The organism is Halogeometricum sp. CBA1124 (genome assembly GCF_009741955.1).
Taxonomy (GTDB): domain Archaea; phylum Halobacteriota; class Halobacteria; order Halobacteriales; family Haloferacaceae; genus Halogeometricum; species Halogeometricum rufum.
In genome coordinates, this window is the sequence record NZ_WPCD01000047.1 from 1 (window position 1) to 18,907 (window position 18,907).

An 18,907-nucleotide genomic window follows, 5' to 3' on the forward strand; every position below is an offset into this window, starting at 1 on the left:
CCGACGGCGGCGTCGCGGTGCGACTCGCGGACGTGCGCCACGTCGCTGTACGCCGCGCCGTTCGGCGACGGGAGTGCGGACGTGCCGACGGCGGCGCACCCGGCGAGGGCGGCGACGCCGGCGAGCGAGTCGGTCGGTGCGACCACGTCGACGCCACGGCGGCCGTCCGCCGTCGGTCCGCCGCGACTGTACGCGCTCACCTCCCCGTCGGGCGCGACGGCGCCGCGCGAGGACCCCTCGGGCGGTGGCAGGCGCCGTCACGCTCCCTCTGGCCGGTGGTCCGGTCGAGCACGACGCCCGAGGCGGTCACCTCGACGCGAGGACGGGCGTCGACGTGCGGCGCCGTCCGTTCGGGCACGTCGAGGACGAGGTAGTACTCGCCCGACGGGAGCGTCGCGCCGAGGTACTCGACGTTGCGAGCCTCGGTTGTGACCCGTCGGGACGTCTCCACCAGTTCGGGACCGTCGCGCGCGAGGCGGTACAGTTCGAGGTTCAGGTCGTGCGGGAAGCGCGACCCGTTCCACGTCAGCCACACGCCGCGTCGGCGGGCCACCGCGGCCCGTTCGGGGCGGGGAACACGCGGTTCCGGACGGCGTCGCCGAACCGGTGGCGGCCGTCGCCCGTCGGCGAGAGGTCACCGCGCCAGTGGCTCTGCGCGAAATTGCCCGCGGAGGCGACGACGACGACGCCGTCGTCGCGGAGGTCCGAGAGGGCGGCCGAGACGCGGGCGGACCCGTCGTCGGGCGTCCGCGGCGAGTTGAACGGGGCGACGACCACGTCCACGTCGCGGTCGGCGAACCACGTCACCGCGTCCTCGACGTCCGCCGGCGAGTGCGCGACGGCGAGGTGGAGGGTCGCGTCCGGAGCGAGTTCGGCGACGGAGACGGCGACGGCCGTTCCGTGGCGGTTCGCGCCGCCGTTGGCCACGCCCGCCGAGTCGGCGAACGACCGGGCAGCGGCGACGTGCCCGGCGAGAGCGCGATGGTCGGCGTCGAACCCGGTGACGTCGAGGACCCCCACGTCGCGCCCGCACCGGTGACGCCGCGCCGGTGGACGGTGGCGATAGCGGGCGGGACGCTCACGTTCTCGGCGTCGACGCGCGGACGCCCGTCCGACCCCCGTCGGCGAGCGTCGGCGGCCACGGGGCGCCGCCGAGGACCGACGGCCAGACGACGAGGACGCCGACGCCGACGAGCAGACAGCCGACCAGCGCGCGGTGTGCCAGTCGTCGCAGTCCCGCCATCGCTCACGTCCACCTCCGGGTGCGACGCCGCTCAGAACACATCTCGCAGTATCTCCGAGTACCGCACGCTCAGTTCGTCTCGGAAGGGGTACGTCCGGTGCAGCGTCCAGTCGTCGTCCCACGCGACGTAGTCGGCGGCGTCGTCGGCGAGGTGGTCGCCGACGCCTGCGGCCGGAACGGCCCCCTCGCGCACGAACAGTTGGGCCGCCGCCTCCGGTCGCGTCAGCCAGTTCACGAGGCGAAGCGCCGCCATCGGGTTCGGCGCGTCCGTCGGGACGAGGTGGTAGTAGCACTTGTAGACGCTGCCCTCGTCCGGGACGGCGTAGTCGACGGCGACTCCGCGCTCGAACCGGGCCCGGTACACCGCCGGCTGCCACATCGTCCCCACGACTGCCTCGCCCGACTGGAACTGGCGGACGACCTCGTCGCGGTACGCCATCGTCACGTCCCGGTCGCGCAACCGTTCGAGGGCGCCGCGGATGGCGTCCCAGTCGTCGGGGTCCCTCGGATCCTGCCCGGTGTGCAGGGCGGCTATCTGCGGGAGGTCGTAGTAGCCGCCCCCCAGCACGACCCGCCCCGCGAACTCCTCGTCCCAGAGCACGTCCCACGAGTCGGGAGGGTCGTCGAACGCCTCGGTGTCGTAGGCGAGCGTCGTGAGGACCGCTTCGGTCGGCACGCCGTACGTCTTCCCGTCGCGGCGGTGGACGCCCTCGCGGAATCGCTCGGGGACGTTCTCCCACGCGGGCATCCGCTCGACGGGGAGCGGTTCGACGAAGCCGTTCTCGACACCCGCGTCGAGCCATCCCGGTCTGGCGTCCACCACGTCGATGGCTCGCGTCGGTCCCGGAGTGGACGCGAGGGGGTTCCCGAGGCGGTCCGCGACGGGGTCGATGACGTGGTCGTGGATGGGGTTCAACACCGGACTCAGTGGGTCGGTCGCCTCCGAGTGGTGGTCCCAGCGGACGGGGTCGCCCCAGTTCCGCAGGGAGACGACGCGGTCCGCCGCGAACCGGTCTTGCGCCCACGAGAGCCACCGCTCGTACACCGACCGGAGGACGATTCGGTCGGCGTCCGTCTGCGGCGGCCACGAGGAGACGGACGACGGCGGGGGAGCGTCGTCGCTCCCGAGACAGCCGGTCAGCGCGGAGACGGCCCCCGCGCCGACGCCGCCGAGGAACGCGCGGCGCGACAGCGAGGACCCCTCGCACCGACCGGAGGCGCACGAGTCGCGAGGTGGAGGGCTTCGTGACATACACGTCCGACGTATCGGTCCGGGTGAATAACCGTTGGCTACTGTAAGCGGCGGTTTACATCACCGAAACGTTGAAATATTCGGTTCTGACTCCGGTCCGTCACGCGGTGCGACCAGGCACCGACGCGAAGCTACTCGTGGGCGCGGACGTAGCCGCTGTCGCGTCGGACTGCGAACCCGAGCAACACGGCCCAGTCGAGGAGCCGCCCCACGCGTTCGGTCCACACGTCGCGCCAGTTCTCCGCGGCGCGGTGGTGTTCCCAGACGGGCACCCGGTCCTCGAACCTCTCGAACACCTCGGCGACCGTCTTGGGGTCGTCGTCGAGGAGCGCCACCACGTCCGAGGCGCCGTAGACGCGGCGGTGGAAGGCGTCCCGCAGGTGCGCTTCGGTGGGGTCGGTCCGCCGGCGGACGAAACTCCCGTCGTCCGTCTCGTCGGCCAACTCCACCGCGCGCAGGAACGTGAGCCACGTGCGGGCCACGTCCCGGCTCTCGAAGTCGAGCCGGCGTATCAGGCGGGCGCAACAGTCGTCTTCGGACCCCGGGACGAGCGGAACCGCGCGCTGTGCGTCCGCGACGAAGTCGAGCGTCGCCGGCGGTTCCGGAACGAGTTTGAACTTCATCCGCTCACGACTCGACGCCGAACGACTCCGCGAGGAGGTCCTCGTTCGTCTCGCCGAAGACGCGCGTCGGCCCGTCCACCACGTCGACGGTGACCTTCGCGGGCGCGAACACCGTCTCGGGGATGTCGTAGAAGTCCCAGTCGGCGTCCTCGAATATCTGTTCGAACGGCGTGCCGTACTCGTCGGCGGCCGTCGATGGCACGTCGGCGAAGTGCTCGGAGTCCTCCGTGACCGTGAGGTGGACTTCGCCGCCGTACGCGAGGGCGTCGTTCGTCCGACCCATCGCCACGCCCTCGTCGTAACTGACGGGCGCGACGGGGGCCGAGCCGATGGCCGACAGTATCTTCCGGGGGTCGTAGCCGAGTTCGAAGAGACGGAAGACGGCGAGTTCGGGCGCGCGCGCCGCCGTCGAGACGCTCCCGGCCATCGACCCGGTGGCGTACGTCGGCAGGAAGACGCCGCTGGGTTCGACGCCCGCCTTCTCGGCGACGTGTTCGGCCACCTCGTCGCCCGGCAGTTCGATGCTCTCGATTCCGAGGACGGTCAGGTCGAACTCGTCGAAGTACTCGACCTGGTGGAACTCGTCCTCCTCGGCGACGAGGGCGCGGGCGGGTCCGGAGCCGAGGCCCTCGAAGCCGGACTCGAAGGCGAGTTCCCACCCGGCCTTCTGCGAGCACAGGAGGGCGAGTGCGGGGTGGTCGGTCTGGAGTTCGACGCGCGGGCGGGGCGCACCCGCCACCTCGTCCATCTCGGCCTGAACCGTCGCGAGGCCGGCCGTCTCTATCTCCGCGAGGAGCAGTCCGGCCTCGATGCCGCCCTCGGCGTTCACGCCGAAGTCGAGGGCCGTCGCCCCCGAGTCGAGTTCGTACACGTCTATCCGGAGTTCGTCGGCGAAGTCGATGGCCTCGTCCACGAGTTCGATGGCCATGCGATTGATGGAGTCCATGGACGCGGATTGGTCGTCGTCTCGTAAAGACGTTGGTAGTCCGAGAACGGCGTGCGTCGGTGTCTCACGAGGGGAGGCCGACGCTCACCGGTCGCGCGTCCGTTTAGCCTCGCGCCCGAGGTGTTCCTCCACGGCGGTCACCTTGTCCTCCGCCGTCTGCGCCGACGCCCGCTTGTCGTCTATCTTCAGGAACGTGCTCACCCTGTCGCCCTCGACGGCCTTGTGCGCGGCGGCAACGGCGTCGAGCACCGTGTCGACGTCCTCGGCCTCTATCACCGTCCCCATCGGGTTCGTCTCGTAGGAGACGTCGAAGTCGTCCAGCGCGGCGACGGCCTTCGCGACTTCGCCCGACATGCTGTCCTCGACGACCGGTGCGACGCTCAGCATCGCGATGACTGTCATACGAGCCCCCTCGCACGCCGGCGAAATAGTCGTACCGTCGGTGCGCGTCGACTGCCGCCACCGTCGGCGGGCGTCGCCGACCCACGCCACGTCCTCGCCGGTGCTGTTTTTCGTGCTCCCCGTCGTACCGTTCTCTATGTCTCTCCCCTCGCTAACTGCGGTGCCGCGCGTCGAACGGGGCGTCTCCCTCCTCCGAGCGCTGGTGCACGAGGTTCGAACCGAGAAGCTCACGTTCATGGCCGGCAGCATCGCCTACCACGCGTTCGTCTCGTTGCTCCCGCTGTTCTTGCTGCTCCTCGCCGTCGCCGCCACGCTCGGTAACCAGACGCTGGACGACAGCGTCCGGACGCTGGCGGGCGTCGTCCTCACCGAGGGGACCCGCGACGAGTTCTTCGCCGAGGCGACGGCCGCCAGCCAGTCGGCGGGCGTGTCCCTGTTCGGCGGCGTGGTCCTCCTGTGGGGGACGCTCCGCATCTTCCGCGGCCTCGACACGGCGTTCTCCGACATCTACGAGTCGGAGGCGTCGAACACGTTCGGCGACCAACTCGGCGACGGCGTCCTCGTCCTCGTCACGTTCGCCGCCGTCCTCGTCGTCGGCTCCGTCGTCGACGACGCCGTCGCCCGCCTCGTCGCCGGGAACGTCGGGTGGGCGGTGAGTCGCCTGTTCCTGATTCTCGGGTTGGCGTTCGCGCTCTATCCCATGTACTACGTCTTCCCCGACACCGACGTCGGCTTCCTCGAAGTGGTCCCGGGCACGCTCACCGCCGCCGTGGGACTCACCGTCTTCGAGTCGCTGTTCGGCGTCTACACCACCTACTCCAGCGCGTCGCCCGAACGGAGCGTCGTCGCAGGCATCCTCGTCCTCCTGACGTGGCTCTACTTCAGCGGTCTCGTCGTCCTCCTCGGTGCCGCCGTCAACGCCGTCCTCTCGAACCGGAGTCGAGACGTGAACGTCGACCCGGTGTTCGGCGGCATCCCGCCCGAGGAGAAGCGCCACAACGGGGTCGAACGGGACGAACTCGTCGCGGCCGTCGAGACGCTCGGACGGCACCTCCGCGACGCCGAGGACGTCGCCGTCACCGTGGACGGCGAGGAGATTCCGATTCCGGTCCCGGACCGCGTCGTCACCGACACCGAGTCGCTCCGCTTCCTCCCGGGCGGGGCCGTCAGCGTCGAACTGCGGTGGTCGCCTCGCGACGAGTGACCCACGTGGCGGAGAGTGTGCGGTGACGACGGGCGAGGGCGGAGCGACTACGCTTAAGCCCTCAGCGAGCGTCTCTCCGTCATGGCAACGAACTCCCGAGCGACGGCGACGACCGAGACTGCGAGAACCGACCGACCGACCCGTCCCGCCACGATAGACCGCGTGCCGGCGGTCACCGACCCCGCGACGAGTGCGACGACGGCGTCCCGCGCCATCCCCCAACTCACGGATGTCCGAAACCGCCGACTGGCCGACGGCTACTTCGGCGAGTCGTTCCTCGTCTGGCGCTGCCTCGACTGCGGCGAGACGGGGTCGCTGGACGCGTTCCCCGCGTACTGCCCGGACTGCCGCGGCGACCGCGAGTCGCTGTTCTACTGGGTCGAAGACTGACCGCCGACGGCCGGCCGAGCGCCCGTGTTTCTCTCACCTCCCGCCCTCTCCCGGTGTCCGCTCCTCGGCGCGCCACGACGCGAGCGTCTCGTGGACGCCGAGGACGAGTGCGGGGACGACGACCATGAACAGGTGCTCTTCGAGAGGGATGCCGAACAGTTCGACGCCGGTTCGGAGCGGGATGGCGAAGACGCCGACTTCGAGCGTGTACCAGTCCCAGAGGTAGGCGACGGGGTAGACGGCCGCGACGGTCACGGCGGCGCGTCGGAGGGCGTTCGCGCGGGCCAGCAGACCGAACGCGACGGCGCCGAACGCCACCTCGGTCGCGAGGTAGGTGTAGCCGCCGAGGACGCCGATGTCCGGGAGCGGAACGGCGGCCAGCGGTCTGAACCAGACCGCAATCAGCAGTAGCGCGAGGAAGACGTACGTTCCGCGGACGAGGAGCATCGTCGCCAGCCTCGGCGACGCGCCACGGGCGGCGACGGCGACCAGTCCGAACGCGACGGCGGCGACAAGCGCGAACGGTGGGAACAGGCCGTCGCCCGTCAGGAGGAGGACGGCGACCATCCCGGCGCGAGGAGGGCGTGGGCGAACCGGCGGGCGCGCCGCGGTCCGAGGACGACGGCGACGGTGCGCTTGTCGATGCTCGCGTCGTAGTCGTGGTCCTTCGCGTCGTCTATCACCTTCACGCCGGTGAGGAGGACGAAGAACACGAACGCGTACGCCAGCGGTTCGGGCGCGAGCGCCGCCGTCTGGACGTAGTAGCCGCCGACGATGGCGAGGGCGACGCCGAACGGGTAGCCGGCGGTGGCGGTGACGGGGTTCGTGTCCAACTGCGGCGCGTGGAGGTAGCCGACGAACCACGTCGCAGGGTGACGAGGACGGCACCGACGCCGACCATCTGCCAGAGGGCCACGAGACACAGGAGGAAGCCGACGCCCGCGGCGACGAGTCCGACCCGGCATCCGCGTCTCGTCATCGGGTGGTCGTCGTCCTCGCCGCGGACGTAGAAGTCCACCAACCCGTCCTTCACGTGCGCGGTGTAGACGGCGCAGAACATCGCCGCCACGTGGACGAACGCCGGGCCGAACGCGACGCGTCCGGCCACGACGGCGCCGAACAGCGAGGACGCGAGTGGCGGCAACATGAACACTGGATGCACCTGCGACGCCAGCGCCCTCGCAGCGTGTCCCGGTCCCGCCCCCCGGCGAGAGAGAGCCATACGTTCGCATGGGATGCCCGATAGTTAAGTTACGTTGCGTTACGAAACAATGTGTTCTACGGGTGAATTTCCCGTTAGACGACTTGGGGGCGCACGTTCGAGACGCGAGTCGGACCCACCGTCCGGCCGCGCGAACGCGAACGGCTTTTTCGGACCGGTGCCGAACGCTCGGTATGTACCTCTCACATCCGGTGCGGCGGATGCGCGACGACCCGTTCGCCGACCAGACGGCGACGCTCGTGGTCGAACTCGACGCGGCCGAACGGTCGGACCTCGACGCGACGCTGGACGAGGTGGACGGCGCCTTCGAACGCGAACTCCAACTGGGCTCGTACCTGGTCTCGATGCCCGAGACGCAGGTGGACGCGTTCTGCGAGATGGACGGGCTCGCGCGCGTCGAGACGGCGAACACGCTCGGGTTGGCCATCGACGACGGCGAGTAGACGCCCCCGGCGTGCCGTCACAGGACTACGCCGGCGACGAGGAGGGGGAGTCCGAGGGCGATAGCGCCGCCCACGAGGCGAGCGTAGCGCTCCTGCTTCCGCCTCGCGCCCCGTGGGTCGTCCTCCCACTCCCGCGACGAGACGTAGTTGTGCGCGCGGTGCGGGAACAGCGTCGGATACGCGCCGACGAGAAGGAGGAACAGCCCGCCGAAGACGAACGCCGGTTCCACGGCCGGTCGAACGCGGACGCTGCTGATAAAGGTGCGGCACCCAATCCCGCGACGGGACGAGACGCGCCGCTCGGGGGGTGAGTTTCGGAGAAGTGCGCTGGCTGGGAGTTCACCGAGCGAAGCGAGGTGAACGTCGGCGAGGCTCCGCCTCACCGGGATTTGAACCGTGCCGAGACGGTTTCCTCACTGCGTTCGGAACTGCGTCTCGTCGGGTTCAGAATCCCACCGTATCCGCAAACGCTCGAAAACGGAGGTACGAGCGACAGGAGTCGCTCGCGGGACCGTTTTCCAGAGAAGTGCGCTGGCTGGGAGTTCACCGAGCGAAGCGAGGTGAACGTCGACGAGGCTCCGCCTCACCGGGATTCGAACCACGGTCGTTCCACTCCCTGATTCAAATCCCAGGGGCTTACACACCGAAACTCACGAGTACCGCGGCGCGACGAGACGCGCCGCTCACAGTGTGAGTTTCGAGAGAAGTGCGCTGGCTGGGATTTGAACCCAGGTTGTGACCATGGCAAGGTCACGTGATACCACTACACTACCAGCGCGCGTCGTCGACGCGTCCGAATCGCGTCACTCGATTCGATGCGACGACGGTACAAATAACACACGAATTCGAGCCTCGCGTGCGCGCGAAGGACTCAATTTCGGACCCACTTCACGACGGCGTCGCCGACGGCGCCGACGAGCATGAGGAACGACCCGACGATGAACAGCCAGACGCCGAGTCGTTTCAGCGCCTCGTACAGGAACATGATGCTCCCGACGAAGAAGAGGACGTTGCCGAGGATGCCCAGCGTCGTGTGAATCCACTCGTACTCCTCGAAGAAGGCTCTCAAGACGTCTTCGTACATGCCGTGTTCGCACCTTCCCGTGTCACCGTCGGTCCGGCGGTTTGAACTGCGTTGTGGCAGTTTCGGGGCGTCGGGGTCGCCGGCGAAGTCGGAGCGACGTTCGCACCGGGCGGAGACGCACCGCTCGACGAGAGGAGGTTCGGAAAAGTGCGCTGGCTGGGAGTTCACCTCGCTTCGCTCGGTGAACGTCGGTGAGGCTTCGCCTCACCGGGATTCGAACCACGGTCGCTCCACTCCCTGATTCAAATCTCAGGGGCTTACACATCGAAACTCACGAGTACCGCGGCGCGACGAGACGCGCCGCTCGCAGTGTGAGTTTCGAGAGAAGTGCGCTGGCTGGGATTTGAACCCAGGTTGTGACCATGGCAAGGTCACGTGATACCACTACACTACCAGCGCGTGTCGCGGTCTGTAACTGCATTACTTCGTAACGCGAGGTCGATTGATAAGACTTGCGAATCGGAGCAAATCGGGAGATGGCGTGGGGACGAACCCCACGGCCGACGACGGAAACCGGTCGGTGAACGAGAACGACGGACGGCGGCGTGGACCCTAATCACGACGGGGCAATCGCTATCCAGACGTGTCCTCTACGGGAGCGTATGAATCTGGAAACCCGCGTCCGCGAACTGGTCGGAGACGGTGACGCCGAGGCGGCGAACCAACTGATTCGGGCGGCCATCAGTTGCGGCAACGACGCCGACTACCGGTTCGAGGACGGGCGGATTCGCGTCTCCCACCCGGCGTACGTGGGGACGCACGAGGTACACCGGCGACCCATCGGCGGCGTTCGTATCGTCTCCCGCGGCGAGTATCGGTTCGTGGGCGAGTCCGGCAGCGTGGCCGTCGAACTGGAGGCGGTGAACTCGCAGGCGGTGCAGTTCGGTCGCGAGCACGTCTCCGAGTCGGCGCTGGCGGACGCGGAGGGGCCGTCGACGACGGACGGCCGGGGCGAACTCGTCCCCTCTCGGTAACGCGCCGAGCGTCCGACCGGGCGGCGAACCGTGGTGACGAACCACACGGTTGCGCGAGCGCGAATCTCCCGTTCGCGAGGGTGTTACGCTCTCACAACGCCAGCTATCATTCGCTACCCTTTTAGGGAGGCATCCGGTACAAGCGATACAGTCTAGACGCGACGATGAAGGGACCGGTATGACACTCAGCGTACTCGTACCGTCCTCCCTCGTCCGGGAAGCCGAGGACAAACGCGAGGCGACTCGCAAACTCGGCTACGTCGCCCGCGCGGCGACGGTGTTTCGGGCGGACCGACTCGTCGTCTTCCCCGACCGGGAAGGCGAACGTCGGCTGGGAGGAACGTTCGTCGAGACGGTGTTGCGATACGCCGCCACGCCACCCTACCTCCGAAAGGAGGTGTGGGGGCACCGCGACGAACTGGAGTACGTGGGCGTCCTTCCGCCCCTCCTCGTCTCGTCTACGACCGGCTCCGAACCGGACGGTTCGGGGTCGTTACAACAGGGAATCGTGACCGAGGTCGGACCTGACGGCCGCGTTCGGGTCAATTGCGGACTGCAACACCCGATCTCCCTCTACACCCCATCGGATATGGCGGTGTCGGAGGGGGAGCGCGTCGCCATCAGGATCTCTTCGCGAGAACCGGTCCGTGCGCGGATCGTCGACGAGCCCGTTCCGGGCTTCGACGTGTCCCGTTCGGACCTCGAGGAAGCGCTCGACCGCGCCGACGCGGGCGTCACCATCGCGACGTCTCGCTTCGGCGAGTCGCTGACGGTGCCGAAACTGGCGGATCTCTCCCCCCGTCTCGAACGGGACGGAGCGACCGTCGTCTTCGGCTCGCCCGGTCGTGGGCTTCCGGACATCCTCGGCGTCGACGCCGAGGAAGTCACAGTCGAACCCTCCGACGGTCCGGGGTTCGACCTCTGGCTCAATACGATTCCGCGACAGGGCAGCGAGGTGGTGCGAACCGAGGAAGCGATGTTCGCCTCCCTCGCGTCCCTGACACTCACGGAGTGAACACATGCCACAACCAAGCAGACCACGTAAGGGTTCGATGGCCTACAGCCCGCGCCAGCGCGCGGCAAAAGAGGTCCCCCCGCATCCGGTCGTGGCCCGACGACGACGGGTCCCCCGGACTGCAGGGGTTCGCTGGCTACAAGGCAGGGATGACCCAAGTGATGATGGTCAACGACGAAGCCAACTCCCCCCAGGAAGGGATGGAGGAGGCCGTTCCGGTGACCGTCGTCGAGACCCCGCCGATGCGAGCTGTAGCCGTTCGAGCCTACGAAGATACGCCGTACGGTGCGAAGCCGCTGACGGAAGTGTGGACGTCGGAGTTCGTCGAGAACCTCGACCGAACGCTCGACCTTCCGTCCGAGGACACGTTCGATGACGACGCAGACGACCTCCGTGCCGCCGTCGAGGCGGGCGAGGTCGACGACGTGCGCGTCATCACGCACACGGTCCCGGCTTCGATGAAGAACATCCCCAAGAAGAAGCCCGACGTGATGGAGACTCGCGTCGGCGGTGGCTCCCTGCAGGAGCGCTCGGACTTCGCCCTCGACCTCGTCGAAGAGGGGGGCGAACACTCGATGTCCGACGTGTTCCGCGCGGGCGAGTACCTCGACGCCGCGGGCGTCACGAAGGGGAAAGGAACGCAGGGCCCCGTCAAGCGGTGGGGCGTCCAGAAGCGGAAGGGCAAGCACGCCCGTCAGGCTGGCGGCGCCGCATCGGTAACCTCGGCCCGTGGAACCCCTCCCGCGTCCGTTCGACCGTCCCGCAACTCGGTCAGACCGGCTACCACCAGCGGACCGAACTCAACAAGCGCCTCATCGACATCGGCGACGGCGACGACGCCTCCGTCGACGGCGGCTTCGTCGGCTACGGCGAGGTCGACGGCCCGTACGCGCTCCTGAAGGGTTCGCTCCCGGGGCCGGACAAGCGGCTGCTGCGGTTCCGCCCGGCCATCCGGCCGAACGACCAACCGCGCCTCGACCCCGAGGTGCGCTTCGTCTCTACCGCATCGAACCAAGGATAAACCATGCAGGCAACAATCCGAGACCTGAACGGCGACGACGCCGGTACGCTCGACCTCCCCGAGGTGTTCGAGACGACGTACCGTCCGGACCTCATCAAGCGTGCCGTCCTCGCCGCGCAGGCAAACCGAAAACAGGCGTACGGAGCGACCCCTACGCGGGGATGCGAACCCCGGCAGAGTCGCTGGGGAGCGGTCGCGGCATGTCTCACGACCCGCGTGAGAACGGTCGCGCCCGCCGCGTTCCCCACGCCGTCAGCGGCCGGAAGGCGCACCCGCCGAAGGCCGAGAAGGACCTGGGGAAGGAGATAAACGACAAGGAGCGCAAACTCGCCGTCCGCTCGGCGCTCGCCGCCACGACGGACGTCGACCTGGTCGCCGAACGCGGCCACCGCTTCGACGAGGACCTCGAACTCCCCCTCGTCGTCTCCGACGACTTCGAGGACCTCGTGAAGACGAAGGAGGTCGTCGACCTCCTGCAGTCGCTCGGCGTCTACGACGACATCGAGCGCTCCGAGGACAACAAGAAGGTTCGCGCCGGACAGGGCAAGGCGCGCGGACGCAAGTACAAGCGTCCCAAGTCCATCCTGTTCGTGACGAGTTCGGAGCCGTCGAAGGCGGCTCGGAACCTCGCGGGCGTCGACGTCGCCACCGCGGCGAACGTCAACGCCGAGGACCTCGCGCCCGGCACGCACGCCGGTCGCCTCACCGTCTTCACCGAGAGCGCCATAGAGGAGGTGGCCGACCGATGAGCGTCGTACACCACCCCCTCGTCACGGAGAAGGCGATGAACCAGATGGACTTCGACAACAAGCTCCAGTTCATCGTCGACCTCGACGCCACGAAACCCGAAATCGTCGAGGAACTCCAGTCGCGCTACGAGGTGTCCATCGAGAAGGTGAACACGCAGGTCACCCCGAAGGGCACCAAGAAAGCAACCGTCCGTCTGAGCGAGGACGACGACGCGCAGGAAGTCGCCTCGCGCATCGGGGTGTTCTAACAATGGGACGACGAATTCAGGGCCAGCGTCGTGGTCGCGGGTCGCCCACGTTCCGGGCGCGTCGCACCGCTACAAGGCCGAACTCTCGCACAAGAAGGCTGAATCGGAAGACACGGTCTCCGGGACGGTCGTCGACATCGAACACGACCCCGCCCGCAGCGCGCCGGTGGCCGCCGTCGAGTTCGACGACGGCGACCAGCGTCTCGTCCTCGCACCCGAGGGCATCGCGGTCGGCGACCAGATTCAGGTCGGCGTCTCCGCGGAGATCAAACCCGGGAACACGCTCCCGCTCGCCGAAATCCCCGAGGGGGTTCCGGTGTGTAACGTCGAACGGCAGGTCGGTGACGGCGGCAAGTTCGCTCGCGCGTCGGGCACGAGCGCGCAGCTGCTCACCCACGACCGGCACGTCGCCGTCGTGAAGCTCCCGTCCGGCGAGGTCAAGCGCCTCAACCCGCAGTGCCGCGCCACCATCGGCGTCGTCGCCGGCGGTGGCCGAACGGAGAAGCCGTTCGTCAAGGCAGGGAAGAAGCACCACAAGATGCGCGCACGCGGTATCAAGTGGCCGCGAGTTCGCGGCGTCGCCATGAACGCGGTGGACCACCCGTTCGGTGGCGGCGGCCGCCAACACCCCGGCCGCCCGAAGTCCGTCTCGCGCAACGCACCGCCGGGCCGCAAGGTCGGCGACATCGCCTCGAAGCGCACCGGTCGCGGTGGCAAAGGAGGTAACTGAACATGAGCTCGGAATACCGAACCGGCCGTGAAGGTGAGGAGTTCACCTACCGCGGTCACACGCTCGACGAGTTGCAGGAGATGGAGCTCGACGAGGTCGTAGAACTGTTGCCCGCACGACAGCGGCGAAGCATCAACCGAGGGCTGACGCTCCAGAAGGAGAAGCTCCTCGAGGCGGTCCGCGAGGCGGACCCCGAGGAGACGGCCAACTCGCCCATCCGGACGCACCTCCGCGACATGCCCATCCTGCCGTCGTTCGTCGACAAGACGTTCGCCGTCTACAACGGGCAGTCGTTCGAGCGCGTCCGCGTCCAACCCGAGATGATCGGACACTATCTCGGCGAGTTCCAGTTGACCCGTAACTCGGTCGAACACGGGCAGGCCGGTATCGGTGCGACCCGGTCCTCGAAGTTCGTACCGCTCAAGTAAATCATGGGAATCAACTACAGCGTCGAGGCCGACCCGGACACCACCGCCAAGGGGATGCTCCGTGACCGGCCCATCAGCCTGAAGCACAGCAAGGCCATCTCGCGCGAGATAAAGGGCATGACCGTCGAGGACGCCGAAGACTACCTCGACGCCGTCATCGAGGGCGAGCGCTCCGTTCCGTTCCGCCAGCACAACACCGGCGTCGGACACCGGTCCGACATCGACGGCTGGGACGCGGGTCGCTACCCCGAGAAGGCGTCGAAAGCGTTCCTCGAACTCCTGCAGAACGTCGCGTCCAACGCCGACGAGGACGGATTCGACGGTCGCTCGATGGAGATCATGCACGTCGCCGCGCACAAGGTCGGAGAACGACCCGGTCGTAAACCCCGAGCGTTCGGGAGTGCAGACCCCTTCAACACCACGCTCTGTGACGTCGAACTCATCATCGAGGAGGTCGAGGAGTAATGGCTGACGAACACCAGTTCATCGAGAACGGGCTGCAGCGCTCGCAGATCGACGAGTTCTTCGCGGACGAACTCGGTCGCGCGGGCTACGGCGGCATGGACGTCGCCAAGACGCCGATGGGCACGCAGATAGTGCTCAAGGCGGAGAAGCCCGGGATGGTCATCGGCAAGGGTGGGAAGAACATCCGCAAGGTGACCAAGGAACTCGAAGAGCGCTTCGACCTCGACGACCCGCAGATCGACGTGCAGGAGGTCGACGAACCCGACCTCAACGCGCGCATCGTCGCGGACCGTCTGGCGAACGCCTTGGAACGCGGCTGGTACTTCCGCAAGGCGGGCCACACGACCATCGACCGCATCATGGACGCCGGCGCCCTCGGCGCCGAAATCGTCCTCGCGGGGAAGGTCACGGGCGCCCGCTCGCGCGTGGAGAAGTTCAACCGCGGCTACATCAAGCACAACGGCGAACCCGCCCAGGAAGTCGTCGACGAGGGGCAGGGCGTCGCCGTGATGAAGCTCGGCACCATCGGCGTGAACGTGAAGATCATCCCGCCGGGAGCCAAGCTTCCCGACGACTTCGAGATCGAGGAAGACGCCGAGGTCGAACCGGTCGAGCAGGCCGTCGAGAGCGAGGGCGTCGAGGAACTCCTCGAGGACGAACCCGAGGAGGTTCCGGACGTCTCGAAGGACGCCGACGACGTCGAAGTCCCCGACGAGGAACCCTCCGAGGTCATCGACGAGGAGATCGTCGAGGAAGTCGTCGAGGAGTCAGGCGACGTGGCGTCGCGCTCCGAGAGCGCCGAGCCCGCACCGGAAGAAGAGCCCGTCGAGACGGGCGACGTCGAAGACGACGACGCCCAGCCCGACGAGTTCGAGGAGGAGGCCGACGAACCCGAACTCGACGAAGAGGTCGAGGCCGAAGCCGAGGACCTCGTCGCCGAGATGGAGGCGGCCGACGAAGAAGACGACGAAGCCGACGAGGAAACGGAGGAGTAATACATGGCAATCCTCTACGCCGAAGAGATTCGCGACATGACGCCCGCAGAGCGCGAGGCGGAAGTCGAGGAACTGGAGACCGAACTCCTCAACGCGAAGGCCGTCCAGGCCGCCGGTGGCGCGCCGGACAACCCCGGCCGCGTCAGCGAACTGAGGCGAACCATCGCTCGGATCAAGACGATCCAGCAAGAAGAAGGCGACTTCGACGAGCAGTAGCTCGTCGGGCCGTCTGACGAAGTCCAACGACTTCGACGACGAACACCGAACCAACGATGGCACTGACACCCGAGACCCTGACGCGACACGAACTCAACGGCCTCCGCGTGGAGGTCGTCGACGCCGCGAACCCCGACCTGGTCGGGATAGCCGGCCGTGTCGTCGTCGAGACGATGCAGACGCTCCACGTGGACGTGAGCGACACGTCCGAGGGGACACGGGTGCGACAGGTGCCGAAGCAGGGCTCGACCCTGCAGTTCGAGATTCCGTCGCGGGACGACCGTCCCGCACGCACAGATGAAGCCGCCGACGCCGAGAAGGCGTCGGGGACCGCGTCCAAACTTCGGTCGGAAACTGCTGGCGGATTGGAAGCCAGTCAGTCGGGCCGTTGCCAGGGCGTGGCCTACGTTACGGTGGATGGCACACGTCTGCTCTCACGACCCGCCTTGCGAACAGAGAAGGCAGGTGACACAACATGGCGATAGGACTGAACGTAGAAGAACCGGAGGAGACCTGCTCCGACGAGAACTGTCCGTTCCACGGCTCACTCGGAGTCCGCGGACAGACGCTCGAAGGCACAGTCGCCTCCACAGACATGGACAAAACCGTCGTTGTGGAACGCGAATACGACGTTCGCGTCCCCAAGTACGACCGCTACATGAAGCGGCGTAGTCGCATCCCGGCCCACGCACCCCCGTGCATGGACCTCGAGGAAGGCGACACGGTACGTATCGCAGAGACCCGACCGCTGTCGAAGACGAAGGCACACGTCGTCGTCGAGACGCTCGGAGGTGAGGAGTGATGGAGGCGCTGAAGGCCGACGTCACGAAGGGCCTCGCACGAGGCTCGCTCATCAAGTGCGCCGACAACACCGGCGCGCGCCAGCTGAAAGTCATCAGCGTGAAGGGCTACTCAGGAACCAAGAACCGACACCCCAAGGCGGGCATCGGCGACCAGGTCACCGTCTCGGTGACCAAAGGGACGCCCGAGATGCGCCGCCAGGTGCTCCAGGCAGTCATCGTCCGACAGCGGAAGTCGATCCGCCGACCGGACGGGACGCGCGTGAAGTTCGAGGACAACGCCGCCGTCATCATCGACGAGATGGAAGAGCCTCGCGGGACCGAGATCAAGGGTCCCATCGCACGCGAAGTCGCGGAGCGCTTCGGGAGCATCGCCTCGACGGCGACGATGATCGTATAGACCATGACGAAGCAACCACGCAAACAGCGAAACGAGACGCAGAACGCGCCGCTTCACGAGCGACAGAAGCAGGTTCGCGCGACGCTGGCCGGTGACCTCCGCGAGGAGTACGGTCAGCGCAACGTCCGCGTCAACGCAGGCGACACGGTGGAGATTCTCCGCGGCGACCACGCCGGCACGGAGGCCGAAGTCGCCGAAGTCGACCTGAAGGACGCGGTCGTCTACGTCGAGGACGTCACGGTCGCGAAGGCCGACGGCGAGGAAGTGCCTCGTCCCCTCGACACGAGCAACATTCGCGTGACCGAACTGGACCTCGAAGACGAGCGTCGCGAAGAGCGTCTCCAAGCGGAGGACAACGAATGACGCGACATCAGAAGCGACTCTCGGCACCGAACTCGTGGCCGATCGAACGTAAAGAAGGGACGTTCACGGTGAAGGCCAGCGCCGGCCCGCACGGTGAGGCAGGGGTTCCCCTCCTCATCCTGCTCCGGGACGTGCTCGGCTACGTGGACAACAAGAAGGAAGCGCGCTACGCGCTCAACGAGGGCAACGTCCTCGTCAACGGGGACGCCGTCTCCGACGAGCAGCGCCCCATCGGGATGTTCGACATCCTGGCGTTCACGGAGCGCGGTGAGTACTTCCGCGTCTTCCCCGACGAGGGCGGACGCCTCGCGCTCACGACCATCGACGCCGAGTCGGCGGACAGCCGACTCGGGAAGGTCGTCGGCAAGCAGAGCGTGAAAGGCGGCGCGACGCAGCTCACGCTGCACGACGGCTCGAACGTCCGCGCGAGGAAGACGACGACCCCGACCAGTACCACTCGAAGGACTCGCTGGTCGTCGACAACGAGACGAAGGAGATCGTCGCGCACTTCCCCTACGAGGAGGGTGCGCTGGTCACCGCCGTCGACGGCACGCACGCGGGCGAAGTCGGCGAGATCACCGAGATCACCGTCACGCCCGGTAGCGGGAACAACTCCGTCGCCGTTGAGACCGACGCGTACACGTTCGAGACCGTCGAGCAGTACGTCGTCGTCATCGACGAGAACTTCACCGGCGACGCCGAGGACGGTGAGGACGAATGAGCGAGAGCGAGTTCCACGAGATGCGCGAACCGCGCATCGAGAAAGTCGTCGTCCACATGGGCGTCGGCGAAGGTGGTCGCGAACTGGCCAACGCCGAGGACATCCTCGAAGAGATCACCGGCCAGGAGTCGGTTCAGACCATCGCCACGCGCGCCGCGACGCAGTTCGGCGCCCGGAAGGGTGACCCCATCGGTGCGAAGGTCACGCTCCGCGGCGACCAGGCCGTCGAGTTCCTCGAGACGGCGCTGCCGCTCGCCGACATCTCGGCGAAGCAGTTCGACGAGACGGGCAACTTCAGCTTCGGCGTCGAGGAGCACACGGAGTTCCCGTCGCAGGAGTACGACCCGCAGATCGGTATCTACGGGCTGGACGTGACGGTCAACCTCGTCCGCCCCGGCTACCGCGTGAAGAAGCGCGACAAGGCGTCGCGCAGCATCCCCTCGGCGCACCGCATGAGCGCCGAGGACGCCATCCCCTTCCTCGAAGCGAACTTCGACGTGGAGGTCACAGAAGAATGAGCGAATCAGAGACAGAACAGACGGGCGAGCACGCGTCCCGGCGCACCGGCCAGGAGAACGAGTGCCGTCGCTGCGGTCGCAAGCAAGGACTCGTCGGGAAGTACGACATCAATCTGTGCCGTCAGTGCTTCCGCGAGGTCGCCCGCGACATGGGATTCAAGAAGTATCGATAGCTATGGCAGGAAATGACCCCCTCGCCAACGCGCTCGCCGGCGTGAACAACGCCGAGAGCGTGGGGCATCTGTCGCACGAGATACAGCCCGCCTCCAACGTCATCGGCTCCGTGCTCGAGGTCTTCTACGACCGCGAGTACATCGACGGCTTCGAGTTCGTCGAAGACGGCAAGGCCGGAACGTTCGAGGTCGAACTGAATGGCGCTATCAACGAATGTGGCGTCGTCAAGCCCCGCTACTCCGCGGGCGCAGACGAGTTCGAAAAAGTGGGAGAAGCGATTC

The 18,907-nt window shown here is 67.4% G+C and carries 26 protein-coding genes, 2 tRNA genes and 7 pseudogenes; 21 read left to right on the top strand and 14 right to left on the bottom strand.

Annotation, left to right across the window (positions count from 1 at the left end):
• The 8 genes and pseudogenes from GJ632_RS08315 to GJ632_RS08350 all read right to left on the bottom strand — a co-directional run.
• Positions 1-200 (bottom strand): annotated as a pseudogene (locus tag GJ632_RS08315) (hypothetical protein); the annotation flags it as partial.
• Positions 197-535, bottom strand: coding sequence for a hypothetical protein (locus GJ632_RS08320; protein WP_191452666.1), 339 nt, complete (start codon positions 533-535; stop codon positions 197-199). The pseudogene GJ632_RS08315 and the gene GJ632_RS08320, both read right to left, overlap by 4 nt.
• Positions 526-1,020, bottom strand: a complete 495-nt coding sequence (locus tag GJ632_RS08325; protein WP_191452667.1) for a S8 family serine peptidase — start codon at positions 1,018-1,020, stop codon at positions 526-528. The genes GJ632_RS08320 and GJ632_RS08325 overlap by 10 nt, the downstream gene beginning before the upstream one ends.
• A gap of 58 nt (positions 1,021-1,078) precedes the next feature.
• The gene (locus GJ632_RS08330) at positions 1,079-1,243 is read right to left on the bottom strand and encodes a hypothetical protein (protein WP_191452668.1); all 165 of its coding nucleotides are present in this window, start codon (positions 1,241-1,243) and stop codon (positions 1,079-1,081) included.
• Between the two features lie 31 nt (positions 1,244-1,274).
• Positions 1,275-2,495: a PotD/PotF family extracellular solute-binding protein gene (locus GJ632_RS08335; protein WP_191452669.1), complete on the bottom strand. Its 1,221-nt coding sequence runs from the start codon at positions 2,493-2,495 to the stop codon at positions 1,275-1,277.
• A gap of 131 nt (positions 2,496-2,626) precedes the next feature.
• Positions 2,627-3,118 (bottom strand): hypothetical protein, encoded by a 492-nt coding sequence (locus tag GJ632_RS08340; RefSeq protein ID WP_191452670.1) that lies wholly within the window; start codon positions 3,116-3,118, stop codon positions 2,627-2,629.
• A 4-nt stretch (positions 3,119-3,122) separates the two neighbouring features.
• On the bottom strand, positions 3,123-4,064 hold the full coding sequence (gene mch, locus GJ632_RS08345; protein ID WP_089808252.1) for a methenyltetrahydromethanopterin cyclohydrolase: 942 nt from the start codon (positions 4,062-4,064) through the stop codon (positions 3,123-3,125).
• 84 nt (positions 4,065-4,148) lie between these two features.
• A complete protein-coding gene (locus GJ632_RS08350) occupies positions 4,149-4,466 on the bottom strand; it encodes an MTH1187 family thiamine-binding protein (RefSeq protein WP_191452671.1) in 318 nt (105 codons plus the stop codon).
• A 136-nt stretch (positions 4,467-4,602) separates the two neighbouring features.
• On the opposite strand from GJ632_RS08350, the gene GJ632_RS08355 reads away from it, so the two are divergent.
• Both GJ632_RS08355 and GJ632_RS08360 read left to right on the top strand, forming a co-directional pair.
• Positions 4,603-5,670, top strand: a complete 1,068-nt coding sequence (locus GJ632_RS08355; RefSeq protein ID WP_191452672.1) for a YihY/virulence factor BrkB family protein — start codon at positions 4,603-4,605, stop codon at positions 5,668-5,670.
• Positions 5,671-5,751: 81 nt separating this feature from the next.
• Entirely contained in the window at positions 5,752-6,060 is a 309-nt protein-coding gene (locus GJ632_RS08360; protein ID WP_191452673.1) for a hypothetical protein, read from the top strand.
• Positions 6,061-6,093: 33 nt separating this feature from the next.
• Here GJ632_RS08360 and GJ632_RS25840 read toward each other — a convergent pair whose 3' ends face one another.
• Positions 6,094-6,378, bottom strand: a complete 285-nt coding sequence (locus GJ632_RS25840; protein WP_394351789.1) for a lycopene cyclase domain-containing protein — start codon at positions 6,376-6,378, stop codon at positions 6,094-6,096.
• Positions 6,379-6,435: 57 nt separating this feature from the next.
• Positions 6,436-7,282: pseudogene (locus GJ632_RS25845) on the bottom strand (UbiA family prenyltransferase); the annotation flags it as partial.
• A 173-nt stretch (positions 7,283-7,455) separates the two neighbouring features.
• Here GJ632_RS25845 and GJ632_RS08370 point away from each other — a divergent pair.
• Positions 7,456-7,725, top strand: coding sequence for a hypothetical protein (locus tag GJ632_RS08370; protein WP_231751421.1), 270 nt, complete (start codon positions 7,456-7,458; stop codon positions 7,723-7,725).
• 17 nt (positions 7,726-7,742) lie between these two features.
• Here GJ632_RS08370 and GJ632_RS08375 read toward each other — a convergent pair whose 3' ends face one another.
• From GJ632_RS08375 to GJ632_RS08390, 4 genes are all read right to left on the bottom strand, one after another.
• On the bottom strand, positions 7,743-7,955 hold the full coding sequence (locus GJ632_RS08375; RefSeq protein ID WP_191452674.1) for a hypothetical protein: 213 nt from the start codon (positions 7,953-7,955) through the stop codon (positions 7,743-7,745).
• A gap of 477 nt (positions 7,956-8,432) precedes the next feature.
• Positions 8,433-8,503: transfer RNA gene (locus tag GJ632_RS08380), tRNA-Gly, on the bottom strand.
• A 93-nt stretch (positions 8,504-8,596) separates the two neighbouring features.
• A complete protein-coding gene (locus tag GJ632_RS08385; RefSeq protein ID WP_191452675.1) occupies positions 8,597-8,809 on the bottom strand; it encodes a YrhK family protein in 213 nt (70 codons plus the stop codon).
• 328 nt (positions 8,810-9,137) lie between these two features.
• Positions 9,138-9,208 (bottom strand) — tRNA-Gly (locus GJ632_RS08390).
• Between the two features lie 203 nt (positions 9,209-9,411).
• Between GJ632_RS08390 and GJ632_RS08395 the strand changes: the two genes are divergently transcribed.
• The 18 genes and pseudogenes from GJ632_RS08395 to rpsH form a co-directional block, all read left to right on the top strand.
• On the top strand, positions 9,412-9,783 hold the full coding sequence (locus GJ632_RS08395) for a hypothetical protein (protein ID WP_191452676.1): 372 nt from the start codon (positions 9,412-9,414) through the stop codon (positions 9,781-9,783).
• Positions 9,784-9,961: 178 nt separating this feature from the next.
• On the top strand, positions 9,962-10,798 hold the full coding sequence (locus tag GJ632_RS08400; protein WP_089808269.1) for a putative RNA uridine N3 methyltransferase: 837 nt from the start codon (positions 9,962-9,964) through the stop codon (positions 10,796-10,798).
• 4 nt (positions 10,799-10,802) lie between these two features.
• Positions 10,803-11,819: pseudogene (locus tag GJ632_RS08405) on the top strand (50S ribosomal protein L3).
• 3 nt (positions 11,820-11,822) lie between these two features.
• Positions 11,823-12,568: pseudogene (gene rpl4p / locus GJ632_RS08410) on the top strand (50S ribosomal protein L4).
• Positions 12,565-12,816 carry a 50S ribosomal protein L23 gene (locus tag GJ632_RS08415; protein ID WP_089808275.1) on the top strand — a complete coding sequence of 84 codons (252 nt, stop codon included), beginning with the start codon at positions 12,565-12,567 and terminating at the stop codon, positions 12,814-12,816. Before rpl4p ends, GJ632_RS08415 begins: the two are co-directional and overlap by 4 nt.
• A 2-nt stretch (positions 12,817-12,818) precedes the next feature.
• Positions 12,819-13,546 (top strand): annotated as a pseudogene (locus GJ632_RS08420) (50S ribosomal protein L2).
• A gap of 2 nt (positions 13,547-13,548) precedes the next feature.
• On the top strand, positions 13,549-13,974 hold the full coding sequence (locus tag GJ632_RS08425) for a 30S ribosomal protein S19 (protein ID WP_191452677.1): 426 nt from the start codon (positions 13,549-13,551) through the stop codon (positions 13,972-13,974).
• Positions 13,975-13,977: 3 nt separating this feature from the next.
• A complete protein-coding gene (locus GJ632_RS08430) occupies positions 13,978-14,439 on the top strand; it encodes a 50S ribosomal protein L22 (RefSeq protein WP_089808280.1) in 462 nt (153 codons plus the stop codon).
• Positions 14,439-15,434: a 30S ribosomal protein S3 gene (locus GJ632_RS08435; protein ID WP_089808281.1), complete on the top strand. Its 996-nt coding sequence runs from the start codon at positions 14,439-14,441 to the stop codon at positions 15,432-15,434. The genes GJ632_RS08430 and GJ632_RS08435 overlap by 1 nt, the downstream gene beginning before the upstream one ends.
• 3 nt (positions 15,435-15,437) lie before the next feature.
• The gene (gene rpmC, locus GJ632_RS08440) at positions 15,438-15,650 is read left to right on the top strand and encodes a 50S ribosomal protein L29 (protein ID WP_089808283.1); all 213 of its coding nucleotides are present in this window, start codon (positions 15,438-15,440) and stop codon (positions 15,648-15,650) included.
• A 56-nt stretch (positions 15,651-15,706) separates the two neighbouring features.
• The gene (locus GJ632_RS08445; RefSeq protein ID WP_089808285.1) at positions 15,707-16,135 is read left to right on the top strand and encodes a ribonuclease P protein component 1; all 429 of its coding nucleotides are present in this window, start codon (positions 15,707-15,709) and stop codon (positions 16,133-16,135) included.
• Positions 16,126-16,452 carry a 30S ribosomal protein S17 gene (locus GJ632_RS08450; protein ID WP_089808287.1) on the top strand — a complete coding sequence of 109 codons (327 nt, stop codon included), beginning with the start codon at positions 16,126-16,128 and terminating at the stop codon, positions 16,450-16,452. Before GJ632_RS08445 ends, GJ632_RS08450 begins: the two co-directional genes overlap by 10 nt.
• Positions 16,452-16,850 carry a 50S ribosomal protein L14 gene (locus GJ632_RS08455; protein WP_191452678.1) on the top strand — a complete coding sequence of 133 codons (399 nt, stop codon included), beginning with the start codon at positions 16,452-16,454 and terminating at the stop codon, positions 16,848-16,850. The genes GJ632_RS08450 and GJ632_RS08455 overlap by 1 nt, the downstream gene beginning before the upstream one ends.
• 3 nt (positions 16,851-16,853) lie before the next feature.
• Complete coding sequence (rplX, locus tag GJ632_RS08460; protein ID WP_089808291.1) at positions 16,854-17,213, top strand: 50S ribosomal protein L24; 360 nt, start codon at positions 16,854-16,856, stop codon at positions 17,211-17,213.
• A pseudogene (locus tag GJ632_RS08465) lies at positions 17,210-17,934 on the top strand (30S ribosomal protein S4e). The gene rplX and the pseudogene GJ632_RS08465 overlap by 4 nt, the downstream one beginning before the upstream one ends.
• Complete coding sequence (locus GJ632_RS08470; protein ID WP_191452679.1) at positions 17,931-18,452, top strand: 50S ribosomal protein L5; 522 nt, start codon at positions 17,931-17,933, stop codon at positions 18,450-18,452. Before GJ632_RS08465 ends, GJ632_RS08470 begins: the two are co-directional and overlap by 4 nt.
• Entirely contained in the window at positions 18,449-18,625 is a 177-nt protein-coding gene (locus tag GJ632_RS08475; protein WP_089808297.1) for a 30S ribosomal protein S14, read from the top strand. Before GJ632_RS08470 ends, GJ632_RS08475 begins: the two co-directional genes overlap by 4 nt.
• 2 nt (positions 18,626-18,627) lie before the next feature.
• A pseudogene (rpsH, locus tag GJ632_RS08480) lies at positions 18,628-18,907 on the top strand (30S ribosomal protein S8); the annotation flags it as partial.

Excerpts from the sequence above, each read along its gene's own strand:
- GJ632_RS08450 (WP_089808287.1), top strand. The coding sequence starts at position 16,126 with ATGGCGATAGGACTGAACGTAGAAGAACCGGAGGAGACCTGCTCCGAC.
- GJ632_RS08340 (WP_191452670.1), bottom strand. The coding sequence starts at position 3,118 with ATGAAGTTCAAACTCGTTCCGGAACCGCCGGCGACGCTCGACTTCGTC.
- GJ632_RS08445 (WP_089808285.1), top strand. The coding sequence starts at position 15,707 with ATGGCACTGACACCCGAGACCCTGACGCGACACGAACTCAACGGCCTC.
- GJ632_RS08335 (WP_191452669.1), bottom strand. The coding sequence starts at position 2,495 with ATGTCACGAAGCCCTCCACCTCGCGACTCGTGCGCCTCCGGTCGGTGC.
- rplX (WP_089808291.1), top strand. The coding sequence starts at position 16,854 with ATGACGAAGCAACCACGCAAACAGCGAAACGAGACGCAGAACGCGCCG.
- GJ632_RS08470 (WP_191452679.1), top strand. The coding sequence starts at position 17,931 with ATGAGCGAGAGCGAGTTCCACGAGATGCGCGAACCGCGCATCGAGAAA.
- GJ632_RS08355 (WP_191452672.1), top strand. The coding sequence starts at position 4,603 with ATGTCTCTCCCCTCGCTAACTGCGGTGCCGCGCGTCGAACGGGGCGTC.
- GJ632_RS08455 (WP_191452678.1), top strand. The coding sequence starts at position 16,452 with ATGGAGGCGCTGAAGGCCGACGTCACGAAGGGCCTCGCACGAGGCTCG.
- GJ632_RS08475 (WP_089808297.1), top strand. The coding sequence starts at position 18,449 with ATGAGCGAATCAGAGACAGAACAGACGGGCGAGCACGCGTCCCGGCGC.
- GJ632_RS08330 (WP_191452668.1), bottom strand. The coding sequence starts at position 1,243 with ATGGCGGGACTGCGACGACTGGCACACCGCGCGCTGGTCGGCTGTCTG.
- GJ632_RS08395 (WP_191452676.1), top strand. The coding sequence starts at position 9,412 with ATGAATCTGGAAACCCGCGTCCGCGAACTGGTCGGAGACGGTGACGCC.
- GJ632_RS08415 (WP_089808275.1), top strand. The coding sequence starts at position 12,565 with ATGAGCGTCGTACACCACCCCCTCGTCACGGAGAAGGCGATGAACCAG.
- GJ632_RS08430 (WP_089808280.1), top strand. The coding sequence starts at position 13,978 with ATGGGAATCAACTACAGCGTCGAGGCCGACCCGGACACCACCGCCAAG.
- GJ632_RS08350 (WP_191452671.1), bottom strand. The coding sequence starts at position 4,466 with ATGACAGTCATCGCGATGCTGAGCGTCGCACCGGTCGTCGAGGACAGC.
- GJ632_RS08400 (WP_089808269.1), top strand. The coding sequence starts at position 9,962 with ATGACACTCAGCGTACTCGTACCGTCCTCCCTCGTCCGGGAAGCCGAG.
- GJ632_RS08435 (WP_089808281.1), top strand. The coding sequence starts at position 14,439 with ATGGCTGACGAACACCAGTTCATCGAGAACGGGCTGCAGCGCTCGCAG.
- GJ632_RS08360 (WP_191452673.1), top strand. The coding sequence starts at position 5,752 with ATGGCAACGAACTCCCGAGCGACGGCGACGACCGAGACTGCGAGAACC.
- GJ632_RS08385 (WP_191452675.1), bottom strand. The coding sequence starts at position 8,809 with ATGTACGAAGACGTCTTGAGAGCCTTCTTCGAGGAGTACGAGTGGATT.
- rpmC (WP_089808283.1), top strand. The coding sequence starts at position 15,438 with ATGGCAATCCTCTACGCCGAAGAGATTCGCGACATGACGCCCGCAGAG.
- GJ632_RS08370 (WP_231751421.1), top strand. The coding sequence starts at position 7,456 with ATGTACCTCTCACATCCGGTGCGGCGGATGCGCGACGACCCGTTCGCC.
- mch (WP_089808252.1), bottom strand. The coding sequence starts at position 4,064 with ATGGACTCCATCAATCGCATGGCCATCGAACTCGTGGACGAGGCCATC.
- GJ632_RS08425 (WP_191452677.1), top strand. The coding sequence starts at position 13,549 with ATGAGCTCGGAATACCGAACCGGCCGTGAAGGTGAGGAGTTCACCTAC.